General features: G+C 34.1%; 19 protein-coding genes, 1 pseudogene and 1 riboswitch. Of the genes and pseudogenes, 16 read left to right on the top strand and 4 right to left on the bottom strand.

Going from position 1 to position 19,021, the window contains the following annotated elements:
* The first annotated feature begins 3 nt into the window (after positions 1-3).
* Positions 4-1,224, top strand: a complete 1,221-nt coding sequence (gene hmpA, locus NSS71_RS04175) for an NO-inducible flavohemoprotein (protein WP_061796602.1) — start codon at positions 4-6, stop codon at positions 1,222-1,224.
* A 571-nt stretch (positions 1,225-1,795) separates the two neighbouring features.
* Positions 1,796-2,359 (top strand): HAD-IIIA family hydrolase, encoded by a 564-nt coding sequence (locus NSS71_RS04180; protein ID WP_341151303.1) that lies wholly within the window; start codon positions 1,796-1,798, stop codon positions 2,357-2,359.
* 210 nt (positions 2,360-2,569) lie between these two features.
* Here the strand turns inward: NSS71_RS04180 and NSS71_RS04185 are convergent, their stop codons facing one another.
* Positions 2,570-3,175, bottom strand: coding sequence for a DJ-1/PfpI family protein (locus NSS71_RS04185; protein ID WP_047940106.1), 606 nt, complete (start codon positions 3,173-3,175; stop codon positions 2,570-2,572).
* Positions 3,176-3,272: 97 nt separating this feature from the next.
* Between NSS71_RS04185 and NSS71_RS04190 the strand changes: the two genes are divergently transcribed.
* The 10 genes from NSS71_RS04190 to NSS71_RS04235 all read left to right on the top strand — a co-directional run bounded on the left by NSS71_RS04190 (position 3,273) and on the right by NSS71_RS04235 (position 11,838).
* Positions 3,273-4,205, top strand: a complete 933-nt coding sequence (locus NSS71_RS04190; protein WP_144546273.1) for a WYL domain-containing protein — start codon at positions 3,273-3,275, stop codon at positions 4,203-4,205.
* A 284-nt stretch (positions 4,206-4,489) separates the two neighbouring features.
* Positions 4,490-4,930 (top strand): cell wall hydrolase, encoded by a 441-nt coding sequence (locus NSS71_RS04195; protein ID WP_047940108.1) that lies wholly within the window; start codon positions 4,490-4,492, stop codon positions 4,928-4,930.
* A gap of 210 nt (positions 4,931-5,140) precedes the next feature.
* Positions 5,141-5,575: a hypothetical protein gene (locus tag NSS71_RS04200; protein ID WP_047940109.1), complete on the top strand. Its 435-nt coding sequence runs from the start codon at positions 5,141-5,143 to the stop codon at positions 5,573-5,575.
* Between the two features lie 222 nt (positions 5,576-5,797).
* Positions 5,798-6,652 (top strand): protein-glutamine gamma-glutamyltransferase, encoded by an 855-nt coding sequence (locus NSS71_RS04205; protein ID WP_047940110.1) that lies wholly within the window; start codon positions 5,798-5,800, stop codon positions 6,650-6,652.
* A gap of 121 nt (positions 6,653-6,773) precedes the next feature.
* Positions 6,774-7,004: a YjcZ family sporulation protein gene (locus NSS71_RS04210; RefSeq protein WP_047940111.1), complete on the top strand. Its 231-nt coding sequence runs from the start codon at positions 6,774-6,776 to the stop codon at positions 7,002-7,004.
* 1,068 nt (positions 7,005-8,072) lie between these two features.
* On the top strand, positions 8,073-8,372 hold the full coding sequence (locus NSS71_RS04215) for a hypothetical protein (RefSeq protein WP_341117642.1): 300 nt from the start codon (positions 8,073-8,075) through the stop codon (positions 8,370-8,372).
* Between the two features lie 57 nt (positions 8,373-8,429).
* Positions 8,430-8,966 carry a hypothetical protein gene (locus NSS71_RS04220; RefSeq protein WP_144546269.1) on the top strand — a complete coding sequence of 179 codons (537 nt, stop codon included), beginning with the start codon at positions 8,430-8,432 and terminating at the stop codon, positions 8,964-8,966.
* 63 nt (positions 8,967-9,029) lie between these two features.
* The gene (locus NSS71_RS04225; protein ID WP_047940113.1) at positions 9,030-9,422 is read left to right on the top strand and encodes a hypothetical protein; all 393 of its coding nucleotides are present in this window, start codon (positions 9,030-9,032) and stop codon (positions 9,420-9,422) included.
* A gap of 1,029 nt (positions 9,423-10,451) precedes the next feature.
* Positions 10,452-10,901 (top strand): aminoacyl-tRNA deacylase, encoded by a 450-nt coding sequence (locus tag NSS71_RS04230; protein ID WP_095257511.1) that lies wholly within the window; start codon positions 10,452-10,454, stop codon positions 10,899-10,901.
* 61 nt (positions 10,902-10,962) lie between these two features.
* Positions 10,963-11,838, top strand: a complete 876-nt coding sequence (locus tag NSS71_RS04235) for a MerR family transcriptional regulator (protein WP_341151304.1) — start codon at positions 10,963-10,965, stop codon at positions 11,836-11,838.
* 21 nt (positions 11,839-11,859) lie between these two features.
* Here NSS71_RS04235 and NSS71_RS04240 read toward each other — a convergent pair.
* A pseudogene (locus NSS71_RS04240) lies at positions 11,860-12,939 on the bottom strand (NAD(P)H-dependent flavin oxidoreductase).
* Between the two features lie 156 nt (positions 12,940-13,095).
* Here NSS71_RS04240 and NSS71_RS04245 point away from each other — a divergent pair.
* On the top strand, positions 13,096-13,968 hold the full coding sequence (locus NSS71_RS04245) for a LysR family transcriptional regulator (RefSeq protein WP_341151305.1): 873 nt from the start codon (positions 13,096-13,098) through the stop codon (positions 13,966-13,968).
* Positions 13,969-14,192: 224 nt separating this feature from the next.
* Complete coding sequence (locus NSS71_RS04250; RefSeq protein WP_341151306.1) at positions 14,193-14,633, top strand: NUDIX hydrolase; 441 nt, start codon at positions 14,193-14,195, stop codon at positions 14,631-14,633.
* A gap of 258 nt (positions 14,634-14,891) precedes the next feature.
* Here NSS71_RS04250 and NSS71_RS04255 read toward each other — a convergent pair whose 3' ends face one another.
* Entirely contained in the window at positions 14,892-16,718 is a 1,827-nt protein-coding gene (locus tag NSS71_RS04255) for an APC family permease (protein ID WP_341151307.1), read from the bottom strand.
* A gap of 146 nt (positions 16,719-16,864) precedes the next feature.
* Positions 16,865-17,010: riboswitch (cyclic di-AMP (ydaO/yuaA leader) on the bottom strand.
* A gap of 146 nt (positions 17,011-17,156) precedes the next feature.
* On the opposite strand from NSS71_RS04255, the gene NSS71_RS04260 reads away from it, so the two are divergent.
* Positions 17,157-17,279, top strand: coding sequence for a hypothetical protein (locus tag NSS71_RS04260; RefSeq protein ID WP_047940119.1), 123 nt, complete (start codon positions 17,157-17,159; stop codon positions 17,277-17,279).
* 313 nt (positions 17,280-17,592) lie between these two features.
* On the opposite strand, the gene NSS71_RS04265 is transcribed toward NSS71_RS04260, so the two are convergent.
* On the bottom strand, positions 17,593-18,069 hold the full coding sequence (locus tag NSS71_RS04265; protein WP_341151308.1) for a DinB family protein: 477 nt from the start codon (positions 18,067-18,069) through the stop codon (positions 17,593-17,595).
* A gap of 91 nt (positions 18,070-18,160) precedes the next feature.
* On the opposite strand from NSS71_RS04265, the gene NSS71_RS04270 reads away from it, so the two are divergent.
* Positions 18,161-18,844, top strand: coding sequence for an ArsR/SmtB family transcription factor (locus NSS71_RS04270; protein ID WP_095257502.1), 684 nt, complete (start codon positions 18,161-18,163; stop codon positions 18,842-18,844).
* Positions 18,845-19,021: the final 177 nt, after the last annotated feature.

Consider the following 19,021-nt stretch of genomic DNA (forward strand, 5'->3'; position numbering starts at 1 on the left):
AACATGTTAGAAGAAAAAACGATATTAATTGTTCAATCAACTGCTCCCATACTAAAGGAGCACAGCAAGGAAATTGGTTTAAGATTCTATAAACTACTCTTTGAAAAAGCACCTGACTTGTATAATATCTTCAACCAGACAAATCAAAAAAGAGGAATTCAACAAGAGGCATTAGGTTACACTGTTTATGCTGCTGGAGAGTATATTACAAATTTGGATGCTATTAAACCTGTTATCGAGAGAATATCTCAAAAGCACCGTGCTATCGGAATTAAAGCAGAACAGTATCCGGTGGTGGGAGAAACATTATTGCAAGCAGTTAAGGATGTACTGGGTGACGCTGCTACAGATGAAATTATTAATGCTTGGGAAAAGGCATATAGCTACATTTCCGATGCTTTTATAAGTTTGGAAGAAAAATTATATGAAGAAACAAAAAAACAAGCTGGCGGGTGGGAAGGATATAAAGATTTTTATATTGAAAAAAAAATAAAGGAAAGTGAAGATGTAACCTCTTTTTATTTAAAGCCTAAAGATGGCAAGGAAATGGCGATCTACAAACCAGGTCAATATTTAACACTTAAAGCTACAATACCTGGTGAGAAATACACACACATTCGGCATTACAGCATATCGGAAGCACCTGGTAAGGATTATTACCGAATCAGCGTTAAAAGAGAGGATGATGATCGAAGCACTCCTGAGGGAATTGTTTCGAACTATTTACATAATGAAATAAAGGAAGGAGATATTTTACTATTTTCCGCCCCTGCGGGTGATTTTGTTTTAGACACCAAAGATACTTCATTAGTTTTAGTTAGTGGGGGAATTGGAATTACTCCTATTTTGAGTATGTTAAACTCAGTTGTTTCAGAACAACCTAATCGTGAAGTTACATTAATATATGCTACCAAAAACAGTAAGTATCATCCTTTTAAAGAGCATATAAAGCAGTTAGAAAAACGTCATACCAACTTAAAAACGCTAGTTTGTTATGATTCGCCAACTACAGAAGACAAACAAGGGCTTGACTTTTATCTAAAAGGCTATGTGAATCAGGATTTACTTAATTCAGTTATAAAGAATAAAGATACAGAAGTTTATTTATGCGGATCTGTTCCTTTCATGCAAGCTATCGTCTCAATCTTAGACAAAATAGGAGTACCCAGAAGTTACATTCACTTTGAATCCTTCAGCCCTTTAGCTATCTTGGGTGAGGAATAATTAATAATAAGCCAAAGTACTATAGAAGAATAAGTTTGAAAAATTCGGGCGCCTCCATCAAACCAAGGATAGGAGGTGTCTGTACTATGTATGGATACTTAATTAGAATATATTTGTGAATACTTTAACATTTCATTGCATACATAACTTAGCTGATGTTGATAAATTAGCATGCCAAATTATGCATTTATTTTTCATTTAAATAATTTTAATGTAAGGGATTATTTTCTACTAAAAATTCGGGTGTTAATCCAAAAGGATTAATGCTTTTTCATAGTTGCGAAGGATAACACTTACATAAACAGGTGCTTTTAAAGAAAAGGGAAGTTTTTGATATTTCTAAAGGGATTTTTAATCGAATGTTTTGTAAAATAACAAATATTTGATTGCTGCGAAACGTACGTTCTGCTATAGTGATAATAAAAAAACAGGAGTAGTATAAAAGTATTGTCTAACAGACATTCTTGAAGATTTCTACATTGGAAAATGAACTTATGTATCTTCCCAAACTTTAAGGGAAGTAGTTTAAAATAATTATTTACTTAATATCGGGGTAAGGAGATTGTTTTACATGAATCATAATCGTAAAATAGAGGCAGTATTTTTAGATAGAGATGGAACAATTGGTGGAGATGACACTGTACACTATCCTGGTACATTTACCTTGTTTTCTGATTCTCAGCAACAAATAAGTAAATTGAAGGAAGATGGAATAAAAGTACTCTCCTTTACAAATCAACCAGGAATATCAGAGGGAAAAGCAACTTCACAAGAATTTATGGAGGAACTTACTAAATTTGGCTTTGATGATATATTTATTTGTCCACATAGTCAGAGCGAAGGGTGCAATTGCAGAAAACCCAATACAGGTATGCTTATCAATGGTGCTGAAAAATACAAATTAAACTTAAAAAATTGTGTGGTTATAGGTGATAGATGGAGTGATATGTTAGCTGCTTCTAAAACGAATAGTATGAAGATACTGGTAAAAACAGGTGCAGGTCATTCAGCATTAAACGAACACTACGAAAAAATAAAAGACATAGAAATTGAATATATCGCTGAGGATATTAAGGATGCAATAGATTGGCTGTATAGCCAATTCGATCTGAAAGGTTTATCTTTTTCTTCTTGAACAAACGAGTACATTGGTCTAAGAAGGATAAAACAGCTTGCGTTGAAGCTATTAAGTTAACGCAGCGGGGGAAAAGGAAGATGAAAATTTAAAGGAGCATCAGATTTCCATGATTTTCTTATACAAAGAAGTTGGAAAGTAAAGGTTGTTAAAACACAATGTCCATAATTTTCCATCTTAATAATTATGGACATTGTGAATAGTTGATATTTACAAACTGATCTTTTTTGCCTCGTAATAACCTAATTTATGAAATTGATAAAGTTGATTAATATAATCCTTAGGATATGCTTCTAATAATTCAAGAATTTCTCTTGCAAATTCTAATGAAGCTGTTCCATTTGCTGTCACAATTTTTCTGTCAGTAACTGCTTGTTCTAATAGATAATTCTTCTCATTGGTGTAGTTGTCTTGTGCATAAGTTTTCAAATCATGAAGTTCATTGCTTGTATGCTTTACTTCATTTAACCAACCATTGACTCCCATAAAAACTGTCGCATCACATATTGCCCCTACTGGAATATCCATTGTAAGTGCCTTTTCTATTATGGGAATGACTTTATTGCTTACTGGTTTACGCCAAGAGTTTCCTCCAATTAGTATTAAACCGTAAAAATCTTCGGGGGCACTTTCTAAGGTGTAATCTGGAAGAACGTTTAATCCGCCGATTGATGTTATAACACCATCACTTACACTAACAATCTTAGAGATATACTTATCTGTATTATTTAAGAAAGATGCTACATAAGATATTTCCCAATCAGCAAATTCGTTCAAAATAACAATTAAAATCTCTTTTTTTTCGGTTTGGTTCATGCTTAATTCCTCCTAAAAATTCAATTATGATACTTTCTTCAGTATATAATGTAATAGTGACAAATGATGACACAATTAGCAAAAGAGGTGAAAAATTTTGAGCAAGGCAATTAGGTTAAATGAATTAAGATTGTATATTAATCGAGTCAAAAAGTTTAAGGTAGACGATTTAGCAAAGGAATTTAATGTTTCAAGAAGAACGATTCTAAGGGATTTAGAAGAATTAAGTATTTTAGGGGTACCATTAATTTCAGAGGTAGGGGCTAACGGAGGATATCGAGTTTTAGAAGAGAGAAATTTACTTGCTGTCTCTTTTACAAAAGAGGAAACTCTCTCTATTTTTTTTGCTCTTTTGTCTTTAAAACATTTTATCAGCCTACCTTTTGAATCAGAATATCAGTCAATCATAAGAAAGTTTTATCTGAATTTAAACGGAAAGATGAAAGAGGAAATAGATTTAATCAAAAATAAGATTGATTTTAAAATAGATAATCAGAGTAAAGAAAGTCCTTTATTAAAAGAGCTATTTATGGCAGCAATCGAAAATGAGTCGCTCTGGATTTCTTACTTGGGTGTTAAAAGAGAGATTCAACCAGTTGGGTTATTTTCTCAATATGGAAGATGGTATTGTCCTTCGTATTGTTATCTTAGGAAAGATTTTAGACTTTTTCGGTGTGATCGTATTTCGGAAGTTGAATTAAGTGACAGAAGGGATAATTTAAATCTAAAAGAAACCAGCTTACATGAGATGATTACAATGTTACAAACAAAGAAAAAGTATGACCTTAAGGTGGAATTAACACCGATAGGAGTAGAAAAATATAAATCGAATGTTTCGCTTTATTATAAACTTACAATTGACAGTAAAGGGTATGGAGTCATGAATGGTTCAATAAGTGAAACAGAAATAGACTTTTTATCTGACTATTTCATACAAATGGGGAACCATGCAAAAGTCGTTGAACCCGTAGAGCTAAAGACTGAAATAAAAAGGAAAATTTTAATATTGAGTGATTTATATAGTGAATAGATGTTGGGAAACAATATAAAGTCATCCACCTATACATAATTCCGAAAGCCTTATTCACTTATGATGAAAATAAACTTCGATATCTTCATAAAAAGATAATAAATAAAATGTTAAAAAATCAACGATAAAGTGACAATATATGATAGGCAAGAAAAAGAAATAGAAAAATGTAAATTATAACTATAACTTACAGCATCCTGTGCCAGTTAAAAGGGGGGATCAATATTTCCTGCTTAAGGTCTATAAGGTATTTTTTTCTCATAAAATATTTTGGAGGTGAAAAAATGGCAAGAATAGCATACAGGGATGCAGATATTGATTTAATGGCAAGAATGATGAGAGCGGAAGCGGAAGGTGAAGGAAACCAAGGAATGCTCTATGTCGGAAATGTAATTGTAAACCGCGTTGTTGGAGATTGTTTAGATTTTAAAGATTTACGTACCGTTGAACAAGTCATTTTTCATGTTCAAGGGGGAAATTACTCTTTTGAAGCTGTTCAAAAAGGAAATGTCTTTTATCAAAGAGCAAGAGAATCGGAAAGACGGTTAGCGCTTCAAAATGTGAAATACTGGAGAGATCATCCCGCAAAATTTGCTTTGTGGTACTTTAATCCATATGGTCCTTGTCCATCCACATGGTATGATCAGCCTTTTACTGGTCAATTTAAACAACATTGTTTTTATGAACCAAAGGCCGGAACTTGTGAAAGTGTTTATAGAGGATGAACATTTATAAATAAGCTGAAAACATGCATGTTATTTGCATATTTTTGGCTTTTTTTAGAGGGAAAGATTTAAATATACCCCATATTTTAAGCTGCCAAACTAGTTATGGAAGAAAATAGGCATGCATTTATACAACGGATAAGCTACCTAAAAATCAAGAAAACATACAATACTTTAGACATTGATAAAAAATAAGGTGGTTATGTTTGTATGTATAATCAAGAAGTATATCCTACTACGAATGCCTATCAACAATCAGAGAGACTGAATTTTCTATTCCCATCAGCGCCAGGACCTATAGGAACTCCAGGTATCCCAGGTCCTGGATTTGGAGGCCCTGGAGGTATACCTGGATTCGGAGGACCATCAGGTATACCTGGATTACAACCTTCACAAGCTCCAACCGCACCTCCTCCCGCATTTATTCCACAGCAAGCAGCGGCTTCACCATTTGCGATTGATCCAGGTGCCATTAGCTTGTGCATGTTTCGAAATACTTATATATGGCTAAGTAATGGAGATAGCTTTTGGTTTTTTCCTGTTTTCATAGGACCAAGATCTGTAGCTGGTTTTAGATGGAACGGCAGGTTTTGGATGATTTTTGGTATTGATACAAGAAGAATTGTTTCGTTTACATGTTTTTAAATGATTTTTTAGGGTGATGCTTCCAAGCATTGCTCTTTGTTTTGTTTAAGTATACATGCTATTTATACTTTTACTATGCCAATAGCAAAAAAGATTGGGCGAGAAATATCGGTGACAGACTATTTGCTTCTTAATAGCCAATGAGAATTAAGTACATTTTTGAGCGGGAAGGAGAATATCTTAAATTATACCCAGCAAGAAAAGTGTTGAATGGAGGAGCAAATGTTACAAATAGCAGGAACAACCTTTCAGCTTCCAGAAAATTGGCCATTGGATCAAATCGAAAGAAGTATTTTGCAGTACATGCAAGATGATCATAACATGTATTCTTATCCTTCATTAGAGGAATTGCAGTTCGAATTGACAATGCGCAAAAATATCATTAATAGTGCAAGAGCAATAAATGAAACAGAGGCACAGTTTACTGTTTTCGAGCAATCTCGGTGCAACCCTGCTTACTGGCAACTAACCTCGGCCGGGGGGTTCTCGCTGAGCCCGGATGTGCAGCCTTCTGATGCCATTATGGATATTTATTCGAACAGTTCGCTTTATGCATTTGAATGTGCAACTGCTGCTGTTATTATCATTTATCATGCTACACTACAGACGATCGGGAAACGTGCATTCGATACTCATTTTCGCAATCTTTATCTATACAGCTGGCATGTTGACACAGACCTCGGCCTTGTTACGTTTAATTCCAATAGTTTTTTGCCTGGTGACATTATCTACTTTGAAAATCCCGATTTTGACTTAGCAGCCCCATGGTTTAGAGGGCTAAATGCCATACTTCTGGATGATGGGAGGTTTTTCGGACATGGCTTTTCCATAAGAACTGATCAGGAAATTATTCAAAATCTTAATGAGATAAGAATACCAGCTAGTAATCGATCCGCATTTCTGTCAAGCTTGGTAACGAGACCATCATTTACCCATTTATCAAGATTGACACGGCAGCAGACAAGAAGCACGACGTTCAAACGACAACTACCTGTTGTACATCATAACCGCAGTTCTATATCAACTTTAAGGTATCAGAACTATCTAGTGCAGCTTGGATATATGTACAAAGGGTAATTTGTTTTTATTCTGCCTGGTGGCTGCTGGGTACATACCCATTTTTCAATAGACGGGCTCCATTTTCATTTTTGAGAGTATAATGTAGGGATAGCCTTACTAGAAGAAAGGATGAATGAAAATGTATGCTAACGTAAATGCACCTCCAACTTTTGGTGCGAATGCTGCTCCTCAGCCGAATGTATCACCTGAATTTTTTCCAAGTGCGCCATCTTTTCCTACCTATACAGCACCAGCTTATACAGCACCCGCTTACGGTTATTGCGCACCAGCCTGTCCAAGAAATGACTTTGTTTTAATTGTTGTATTGTTTATCCTATTGATTATTGTAGGAGCATTTATTTGCTTCTAATTATGATGTAGCTTTTTCTTTAAGATATAATAAAGTTTTCCCCTAAAAAGGATGGTAGTGACACCTAGTTGATAGACGGTTCTGATGAATGGTAACATCGTCTTTGTTCCTTGCCATCAAGGAGAAGAACTACTAAATCGAGAGAGACAGGGGAAGGAGCAATTGGCCTGACCTAAAAAACAGAACATATATATGAAGTGGTATGCATTCCTTCCAACAAATAAGGAGTGCTTTTTTCTATTAAGGAGACAGCTTTCAGCACATTAAAGCCAATGATTTCTTATACTAAACTTGTCCGTGAGGGAAACCAAGTATCGGGGAATGGAGCATGTTTGGAAAGTTATAAGTTATCGAACCATCACGTTACGACTGAATAGCGAAGTGAGAAGATATAAATGAGATAAAAGCTAAACTGCTTCAATGACAGCTCGAGGAGACTATTGTTCCATCTATGACGGAGGATGATTATATCCGACATTACATCGTGCTCGTTCTTATATGGATTAAATAGTGATTACTTAAGTCAGAAAGATTAACCATAATCTAAGATAATTTGTATCTGAATATCTGATAGGGTAACGGAGTTCCCGTAGTAGTCCGAGCTAGGGAAAGCCTAGTACGTGGCGAAGCGGAACAGCTTATCTTGTCTAACTTAAAATTGGTAAGGAATGTGAGGTTCTATAAGAAGTCCGAACATTGTGTTAGACAATTTAACCAAACAATCAAAACGTGAAGATTACAAATTTGAAAGAATTTATCGCCATCCACTTATACTCGATTAATTTATACTTAGACCTGATGAAAATACAATATTGGTCGCGGTAACGTTGCAAATACTACAAATTTGATTGTAATAAAGTGGGGGATAGGGAGTAGATGGTAATAATAATGGAAAGGCAGATTCTTTTACTAAAAAAATGTTATTTTCACATCACTATTGCTGCTCTTGATAAGAATAATATTATAGCCTACAACATTGTTTCTGGTTCGCAATCGACTTGAATTATCAGAAAAACCATTTATTTTAATTGTTTAAGAATGTTTGGATATTTGAAGTAATCCATGTACTTGGAATTATTTCAGGTAGCCCTGTTAAACTTAATACAACCACTGATTCAAATTCAGCAAAAATTAGAGTTTCTTATAGCAATACGGATAGTGGTACATACGCCACAGCTTATAAAGGGAATAGTAACATTTTTTTATAAACCATTTAACACTTTAAGTACTACTAGAAAAAAAGAGACTGCTGTTCATGAGTTTGGTCATATCATCGGATTACATCATACTCAAAAATCTAATGAGTCTAAATCTGTAAGGAGAGCAAAAGGTTTTATTGATAAAGCTGGTTTAAATTATATTTACTAAATAATGGAGGATGTTAATATAAAAAAGAAGTAATTGTATTTATCTGGTATATTAACCTTGGTGGTAGTTTTATTTATATTACCATTAAATCAATCTAAATCTGAAAATAGTAATTCCAAGAAAATAAAACCTACTACATATAATAATAGATTTGGTGAAATAAAACCTATTATTTCAGAAGCGCACGCAAAAACAGACTCATATGAAAATCTAGCTCTACTAATAGAAGATTCCCCACTAATAGTTAGAGGTATTAAAGTTTTTGAGGAAGAGCCATCACTCATTAGAGATGAAGAGGGTTATTTAATGAATGAGTTTACAATTTCAAGTTTTAAAATTACTAAAATCTATAAAAACACTACAAATAAAGAGTTAAACCAAAATAATACAATTAAGATTTCTGAGTTCTCTACTTTAGATAAAGAGAATAATATACTTTATCAAATAAATGAATATGAACTTATGGAGAAAAACGAACAATACATCCTCTTCTTAAGACCTTCAACAGATGTAAATGCAGATCACTACTTTACCAAAGGTATTACTTTTGGAAAAGTAGGTGTTAAAAATGAGGATAAAAAGTTAGATTCATAAGGAAGCAAGAGTAAAATTCAACAAATAGGATGGATTTTTATTAAAGCTTAAAGGGGGAAAACAATGCTCAAGATTAAGTGGGTTTATAGCATGTTATTTTTGATTCTTTTTATGAGTGGTTGCTCTAATAATGAAGAACTAAAAATAGTTGTTGAAAAATTAGCTGATAATGGGGAGTATAAACAAACTGAAATTGCGGATCAAAATCAAGTTTTAAAGATAAAAGATCTGTTAAATGAGTATGATTGGAAAAATGAAAAGATAGAACATAATAGGAAAGCAGATTATATATTTAATTTTTCCTATACGAATCCAAGTGTTGAGGAGAAACCAATTACCTATTATGTTTGGCTAATAGATAATGATACAATTCAAATTTCTAGAGAAAAAACTGAATATGTCTTTTTAAATAAAAATGAAAGTCAAGAATTATTAGAAGTTTTAATAAAAAACTAAATTTGTTTTAGAAATATATACGAGTATTACAACGGATTAAGTAGGATAGTTTGTTTTCATTGTTAGCGGGAAATGCCCACTTCTAAATGAATTTGTCAGAGTTAAGTCATTATTCTATATCTAAATAGATTTTTGTCAATATTAATTTCTATAAGTGTTTAATGAAGATTCCTATTAGTGTAAAAAAGTCGTCTTTTTATGTGCTTTTTTTCGAATATTTCTTCTAAGACCTCTGGAGGAATTATCTCTATTATTTCCAAAATTACACTTAAAGTAAATAGGATGGTTATATATTATTCATACAACATGAATGACCACACTAAAGCCCTTCTGATTAACAGAAGGGCCTTCTCTTGGTTATGGACATTTTAACAGTAACGTTTTATTTAACGTCCTATCTGTCTGTGCATCTTCATCTTCTTAGAGATAGCAGTTAAATAAAAAGGTTGTTAAACTAAAAAATAATTGAAATTAAAGGGGCAGCATTTAATAAGTGAACCCTTGCTAATGGTAGAAAAAAAAGGGGGGAGTTAGCGGAAAATGGATTTTATAGAATAAGAGAAAAGAAACAATTCGGATGTAGATCCTAAAGAAAGTTGTACCGTTCTTAGATGACAAATATGGCGGTTAATTCAATAAGTAAGTGATGAAACACAAGGTGATGTATCGGTAATTCGTGATAAAAAGAGTCTTTATTGGTCTGATTTAGATAATAACTTTTTAATGTCCTTATATGCTGGATAAGGATATATTGGTCATAAGATAGAGCAAATGAATTAATGTTAAAGATAAGCAATTCTTTGATGAAGACTCCTTTGTATAGCTGCTTTTCTTTTTTAGAATTCATCTATAACAAACGGGGGTATTAATAGCAACAGTATCTGGAACAGGCACATTCGTTCTTTAAGCTTGCTTCAGTATGTGTATATTGAATACTTCAAAAAAATAAGTGAGATTCCATATCCTAAGAGAAATCTTTCAACCTCAGCCGAATAATGATATAGTAAAGCCGTAGTTGGAGGTGCTCTTGTGAATGAATTAGAAGGGATTTTAGAAAGATCTAAATATAGGTATGAAATCATTCATCATCAAAAACCGATTCTTTCTAGAGAAGATGGCATTAAGTATTTTGGGATTGAGGCAGGACAGACTGCTCCCACGTTCATTTTGAAAACAGATAAGGGATACTTTGTTTTCATTGTATCAGGTAACCGTGACAAACTTGATTTGAAAAAAATAGCAATTCTATTAGACTGTAGCAAAGTAAAATTAGCATCTCCAAAGGAAGTTCCAAAGGTGACAGGATTTGAGGTTGGTAGTATTCCGATGATCGGCTTAGATTTGCCTTGTGTCCTTGACAAGCAGCTTTTTAAATATGATTTTGTCTATGGAGGTACAGGAAAAGCTACATGCACATTAAAAATCGAACCCCATGCCTTGCAGGAATTAAATCATGTAGTGGCAATATTAGAATCATGAAAAATGAATGATTGACTATCACCTTAGGGGGTAGCTTAAGCTTTAGTTGAGAGGTGATAGCATGTTAATTAGTGAAGCAAGTCAGACAACAAATTTAACGAAAAAAGCGATTGAGTATTACATCGAACAAAAATTACTCATTCCGAATACGTTAGAAAATGGCTATCGTGATTTTAGTGAAAAGGATATTGAATGTTTAAAGAAAATTTATGTACTTCGGAAACTGGGACTTAGTACAGAAGAAATTAGGTCCGTGCTTGTTGATAGAACAAGCAACACACTGCAAAGGATATCTACCCAGAAAGAATTGACGTTACAGAGGGAGCAAGAGAAAAAATCCTTACTGAACGAACTCGGCATTAGTAAAGATTATGCTGAAATAAGTAAGAAGCTGAGAATGATAGAACAGCATGAAACTGTAACGGAAAAAATATTAGAAGCTTTTCCAGATTACTATGGTCGTTTTATTTGCCTGCATTTTGCACGATTTTTAAAAGAGCCTATTACTACTCCCGTGCAGGAATCGGCATATGAAGAGATCATTGCGTTTTTAGATAATGTTCCGCCACTTCAATTAGCGGAGGACTTACAATTATTCTTAATAGAAAGTACAAACAATATGAACACAGAAAGTATGCAGGACATGCTGGCGAATATAAAGCAGTCTATTGAAGATCCTGATCAGTTTTTAACTGTAAGTAAGGATTTTATAGAGCGATACTTGGAGTACATAAAATCTGAGGAATACAAAAATTCTCCCATTAATAAAATCCAACAAATTTTCAAAGAGTTTAATAATACAAGTGGCTATTATGATGTATTTATTCCTGCTATGAAAAAGCTGAGTGCTTCTTATGCAGCATATTGTCAGCAACTGGAATCAGCAAATGAAAAATTATTGTTACAGTATCCAGCATTAGATAGCTTGAAAGACTAGAAGGAGCAATTCTGCTCCTTATCACATAGTTGATTTTATTTTTTCTGCTTCTGCCATTATGCTCTGGATTAATATTTTTGCAGTTTGTTGTTTAGCTAATCTTGGGCTTTGACCACACCAAAGTGACATAAATTCTTTGTTATTTTTAGAGAATGCGTTTTTTCTAATATCCTGGGTTAATGTGTTTTGAATCGGGAAGTCTGGTAAATTTCATTCTTTATTCTTCATACACGTAATAAACGTATTTTTTATTCCTCTTGCCCATTTACCTGAAAATGATCGGGTTAGTACTGTATCTTCCTCTGTACTATTAGTAATAATATCTTTATGAATTGGCTGTGCCCCGCTCTCTATACAGGTCAAGAAAGCTGTGCCCATTTGGATACCTTTTGCCCCTAAGCAGATAGAAGCTAACAACCCGCGGCCATCCATTATGCCTCCAGCAGCTATTACTGGAATACGAACATTGTCCGCTGCCTGTGGAATTAATGACATGGAACCCACTAAGCTTCTGTTCTTATCATCAATAAAGTTCCCGCGGTGTCCCCCCGCTTCACTGCCTTGGATAACGACCATATCCATTCCTGCTTTTTCATTTTCGACTGCTTCTCTCACAGTAGTTGCAGTTCCTATTAGAATAGTATTCGCGGTTTTTAACTCAGAAACCACTTTTGCAGGTGGGATGCCAAATGTAAAAGAACAGACTGGGACATTTTCCTCCATTGCTACCTTTATTTGTTCGATAAACGTTTCATAGACATGGTGGAAATCAGGAATATCAATGCTGTCTTTTGGGGGTAAATTCAACTGTTCTCGAAAAGGATTTAGCAATTGATTAGCTGATTGAATAGTACCTTGTCTAATCGCAAACTTATTAGGTACAAATAGATTTATGCCAAAATGATTGGATGTTAGGGTCTTTACCTTTCTTATTTGGTCTCTCATTTGAAGAGGAGTCATATATCCTGCTCCAATCATACCTAAACCCCCACTGTTTGAAACCGCAGATACTAATTCAGAAGTTGTGATTCCACCTGCCATGGGAGCTTGTATAATTGGATATTTAATTTTTAATATTTTTGTCATTTCATTATTTAACATGTATCTTCCTCCCTTATTATGTAAGATCTCTGCTTTAAATAGCTGCCGCTAAATTGATTATATTTCCATCATAACGCTTATCTGCTATATTGAATAATACATAATACTGATATTTGTCATCAGTTATTTAGATAACAAAAAAGAGGGGGGATTTTGATGGATTTGCAAACATTAAAAGTTTTCCAGACGGTTGCGAAGCTAGGTAGTATTTCACAGGCAGCAAGAGAACTGCAATATGCTCAATCTAATATCACGATGAAAATACAACAATTAGAAGCAGAACTGCAAACAACCTTATTTTATCGACATAATCGCGGGACTGCTTTGACAGCTAAAGGAAGGATGCTGTTAACATACGCTGAAAAGATATTTCATCTTATCGAGGAAACGAAAAGTGTGATGAATGATGATCAATCACCAAAAGGTCCTTTAATGATCGGCTCCATGGAAACAACGGCAGCAGTGCGGTTGCCAGTCCTATTTTCAAAGTATCTTAAAAATTACCCCGATGTTGATTTAACCTTAAAAACTGGTTCTACGAAAGAAAATATTCTTGGTGTACTTAACTATAAACTAGACGGTGCATTTGTTGCTGGACCAATTGCAAATACGGAACTAATTCAAAAAGATGTCTTTGAGGAGGAATTGATACTTGTAACAAATCCAGTTCACTCTCCCATATTTACAATTGAAGATATACAAGACGAAACATTGCTCGTATTTCGTCCAGGATGTTCTTATCGAGAAAGACTTGAACAATGGTTTCGTACTGAGGGAGCATGTCCGAAAAAGATGATGGAATTTGGAACCCTTGATGGGATTATTGGCTGTGTAACAGCTGGCTTAGGTATTAGTATGCTGCCACAAAGTGTTGCAGCAAAACAAATAACAGAAGGTACGCTTAGACAGCATCAAATTCCAAGTTCATTCAGTAAAGTTAAAACACTATTCATATATAGAAAGGATAAGTATTTGCCTTCCTCCTTAATTAAATTTATAAATATGATGGACGATTTAAGAGAGAGCTAGATACATTTATAGGAAGATTTAAAGAAGGACCGAGTTACAGTAGAATTAATAATTTCTATTTATATGGATGGTTAATCATTTCTTATAAAAGCTTTTTGATATGGAAAATTCTTAAGAGAATAATGAAGTTCTCTCTAATAGTGTTCGTATTAAAAATCTTTATATATGCATCAGAGCAGATTACTTGAAGAATAAAATGAATGTTAGAGCGAGGAGGAGAGAAAGTGTATAAGGTTTTTGGAGAAAAAGTTGCTGGTCTTGATTATAAAAAGAGAAAGAGTGTGTATGCTGTTATTTTTACTATTGCGAGGGATAAGGTATTAACTGTGCAGAATTCCAGAGGGCATTATTTTTTACCTGGTGGGGGAATGGAAAATGATGAAAGCTATCAAGCATGTCTAGAAAGAGAAATGCTGGAAGAAACGGGATATAGAATATCCATAGGGACTTTTATCGGTGATGCAAAGAGATATTTTCAATCGACTAAGAATGAACCATTAATAAACGAGGGATATTTTTACTTGGCAAAACTGTTAGAAAAAATACAAGACCCTATCGAAGATGACCACTTTATAAAGTGGATAGTTATTGATAGTGTGAAAGGCCAGCTTTTTCATGAACATCATTGTTGGGCAGTGTATCAGGCCTTAAGCAGAGTTGGTTAATCTCTTTCGGTTTATTAAAGCGGTATTTCATTTAATAAGAGGATAAGTTTATACAAATGAGAAAAAGGAACAAGCGTTTTAAGCATTACGGTTATTGTAAAATGATATAGGTAGGAGATGTAAGGCAAATACAAATAATCATGCGCGATCTAACAGGCTCTTTTTTTTCTATTACATTCCATATAATAAGAAGAAAGGAGTCTCTTTTATAATGAAAAAGAAACTCCTTTTAGCTTGAATAGGACCAATTTTGCTATTTTATTTTTTTAAATGATAAGGTACGGTTGTTATTACTACATTTCTTCGGTACAATAAAAATGTTCTAATCAATAAACTAGATTGATTATGAAGGATATTGTGCCAGCCTTTCTTCGGTATAAATTGCGGAATCACCACTGTTACCTGATAGTTTCCTTCTTTTGCTTTATGTTCAATTGTATCAACAAATTTTCTAAGCGGGTTAATGATACTTCGATAATACGAATGAAGTGTTACAAGCCTAATTTCGGGCTGCCATTTATTCCATTTCGCTTCGAATACTTTCTCTTCTTCTCTCTCAAAAGAAACATAAACAGCAATAATTTGTTCTGGTTTAAGTGATTTAACGTAATTTAACGTATTTTCCACGACATGTGTCATTCCTGCTATAGGTACAATCATCACATTTCCTTGAATAGTCAATGGTGGTTCAGAAGTAGTAAGTCTAAGCTGATCGCCAACTGCTAAATAGTGCTTATTTATTTTATAAAAGATAAACACGATGATAGGCAAGAAAATTAAAATCGACCATATTTGGGAGAATTTTGTTATAAAGAATACCATTGTAACGATGAAACTGATAACTGCACCAATGGTATTAATAATAAATTTCGGTACCCAGCCTTTTGGTTTTTCTCTAAGCCATTTAACCATCATGCCACTTTGAGACAAAGTGAATGGGAGGAAAACACCAACAGCATAGAGTGGAATTAAATGCTCTGTTTTTGCGTTAAATACTAATATTAATAGGATGGAAGCTAGACCAAGAATGATTATCCCATTGGAATAACCTAGACGGTCTCCTCGAATGAGAAACATCCTAGGAACAAATTTATCTTTTGCAAGATTAACTGCAAGTAAAGGAAAAGCAGAATATCCAGTATTAGCAGCAAGAATTAAAATCAAGGCTGTAGTTACTTGAATAAAGAAATACATAAAATTACGCCCAAAGACTCCCTCAGCAATTTGAGAAACAACTGTCACTTCTGCTTTCGGTGTGATTCCGTAAAAATAGGCGAGAGTAACAATCCCTGCAAATAATACCGCTAGTAAAGCTCCCATCATGACTAGTGTTTTAGCAGCATTGTTAGGCGCTGGTTTTTTGAAATTAGGAATCGCATTTGAAATTGCTTCGACTCCTGTTAAAGCAGAGCTTCCTGAAGCAAATGCTTTTAATATAATAAATAAGCTGATTCCCGCTACAGGAGTACCGATTGGCGTATGCAATTCAGGTGGAACATTTCCGGTCAATATATTATAGATACCAACGCCAATTAAAATAAATAATGCTAAGACAAATAAATAAACGGGATAGGCTAATATAGAAGCAGATTCCGTCACTCCTCTCAAATTTAAAACAGTGAGAAGAAATACAAATGCAATGGCAATCTCTGCATTATAACCATGTAAAGCAGGAAAAGCAGATGTAATGGCATCTGTACCAGCAGAGACACTTACTGCAACCGTTAAGATATAATCTACTAATAAGGAACCTCCAGCAATTAATCCAGGAGTTACCCCTAAATTGCTTTTAGACACCATATAAGCACCGCCGCCATTTGGGTAGGCAAAGATAATTTGTCTATAGGATAAGATAAGGGCGCTTAAAAGAATTAATACTCCTATCGCAATCGGGATGGAATACCAAAACGCAGTCGCACCTATCGTTATTAAAACGATCAAAATTTGTTCAGGACCATAAGCAACCGAAGACAGCGCATCGGAAGATAAAATCGCTAAAGCTTTTGTTTTGTTGAGTTTTTGTTCACCTAGTTCATAGGATTTCAATGGACGTCCAATTAATAATCTTTTAATGGAACCTAACATGCGAATTCACCGCCTGATTATATGTGTTATTAATAACTACCTCAAATAATGTTTTTACTCATTTACGTAATTAAATAAAAAAGCCTACAAGCCATTATTAATAGACTTGTAGGCACGTTAATTTTCTTGTGTCACAAGTTCCACCTTCCTTCTCATATTAACGCTTACGAGGTTAGCTGTCGGATTCGGGCCTTGAGTAGCCCTACCTTAAAAAGGATTCACCCCATGGGCATAATAAACGCCCAGCAAAGAATGGTTCCCCCGTACCGTATGGTTTCAGCGATCTAGAAATTTGAAACAACGATATTATCTTACTCTCGTACTTGGGAAATGTAAATAGTTATTTTGTGTAATAATTGTGAAGCTGGAAAAGCTAATAGAAATAGCTATTTTCCTTTTCACTTACATAATAAAAGTTAATTAATAAGGAGGAATTTTATGAGCAAAGAAAACAAATTTATTATTTCAGATGAATTTTTAGATCAATTAGCAAAAGAAATTAATCAACTAAATGGAGAACCGGAAGAGGAAGAAAGTAAAGATGATGAATCGAGGGAATAATAGCTTTAAAAAGAAACAGAAGTTGTTAACGATATTTTAAAAAAGAAGACTTTAATTATTTTATCGGAAAGAAAGCATGAAGAGAAAATTACCTGTGGATTTGAAAGATAAGAAAGAGAATAATAATAAGCGCGCATCAAGCAAAAAATTTACGAACTAAGTCTGGTTCAACACCGTATCCATATCAGTAAATTAGTTGCTTCCTAGCGCGCTTATGTTGGAATGAATAATTTTTTTCTAAACTTACAAACTTGCATTCTCGCTGTTTCTATTTAACATAGATATCAAATTACAATATAAAAATAATAGAATATTAATCCCAAATTTGCGGTCGTTCAATCCCCATTGTCCTCATATAGCCCAATAACTGACCTGTATGTACTGATTCGTGATAAGCAATACGCAAGAGCATATCCTCAAGTGTTCTAATATAACCAACATCTGAACGGTCAATCATTCCATTTTCAAGGTCATCATTACTAATTGATTTAATATATGTCAAAAATTCCTCACGATATGGTTGAGAGAATTTTAATTCTTCCTCAACGGTTGTAAATTCCTTCTGCTCGAATGGATTGTGAAAAGAATTGGGCTCGATACTGCCTTTGTTAATAAGCATTTGATGATAAAGATATTCTCCTTCAACAACATGTCTAATCATGTCAGCACATGAAAGGGCCTTTTCGTCTGGCTTCCATTTTAGCAGCTGAGGAGGGATTGCTTTCCAAACTTTTATACTTCTACGTCGTACCTCTTTAAAATTTAAGATTAATAAATCTGTTTTACCCATTAGGTGAATCTCCTTTCAAATTGATATTTATAATAGTAGCATATAAAAACTTCGGTTATAATCGAACTATCAATGTAAAGGGAGGATGGTCATGGCTATTAGCCCCGATTTTTCATATGTTGCAAAACTAATGGCTGATTCTTCAAGAGCGGCTATGTTGGAGGCTCTACTTGGACTTGATGGACTTCCAGCGAATGAACTAGCAAGAAAAGCAAACGTTACCTTACAAACAGCAAGCAGCCATCTTTCTAAAATGGTTGAAGGAAAACTGATCCGTGTAGAAAAACATGGCAGACACCGCTATTATAGTCTAGCAAATACCGATGTTGCTAAAGCAATAGAGACATTGATCGTTATTGCCCCACCTGTGCGCATTCGCTCATTAAAAGATTCTTCACGAGCAGAAAAGATTAAAATCGCTCGAACTTGTTATGATCATTTGGCAGGGAGACTTGGTGTAAAGTTAACCGAAGCCTTTATTGTAAAAGGATATATGATTGAGGAAGAGGATAATTTTAGCGTAACGGAAGAGGGAGAAACGTTTTTTCGTGATTTTGGAATTGATCTTAACACTTTGAGAAATAAAAGAAGACATTTCGCTAGAAAGTGTCTAGACTGGAGCGAAAGGCGATATCATCTAGCAGGATCATTAGGTCATGCAGTTTTATTAAAGTTATTAGAACTTAATTGGATTGAAAAGCTGCCTGATCGAGCAGTGAAAATTACCATAGAAGGAAAAGAAAAGTTATATAATATCCTAGGTATTGAAATGTAAAGGGTTTGTCTTGCCTTTTTTGGTTAGTGGATAGGTATAATAAGATAGTTTTGATAGTATATTAAAGTTTATTTCTAATCTAAACAATAAGGCGGTAAGAAAGATAAAAGCTATTTTTTCTGGAAACTAGTAATGGGGAGTATACGAGTGAGTATTTAAAAGAAAATGGTAGTATTC

The sequence above is a fragment of the Niallia sp. FSL W8-0951 genome (assembly GCF_038006525.1).
Lineage (GTDB): Bacteria > Bacillota > Bacilli > Bacillales > Cytobacillaceae > Niallia > Niallia circulans.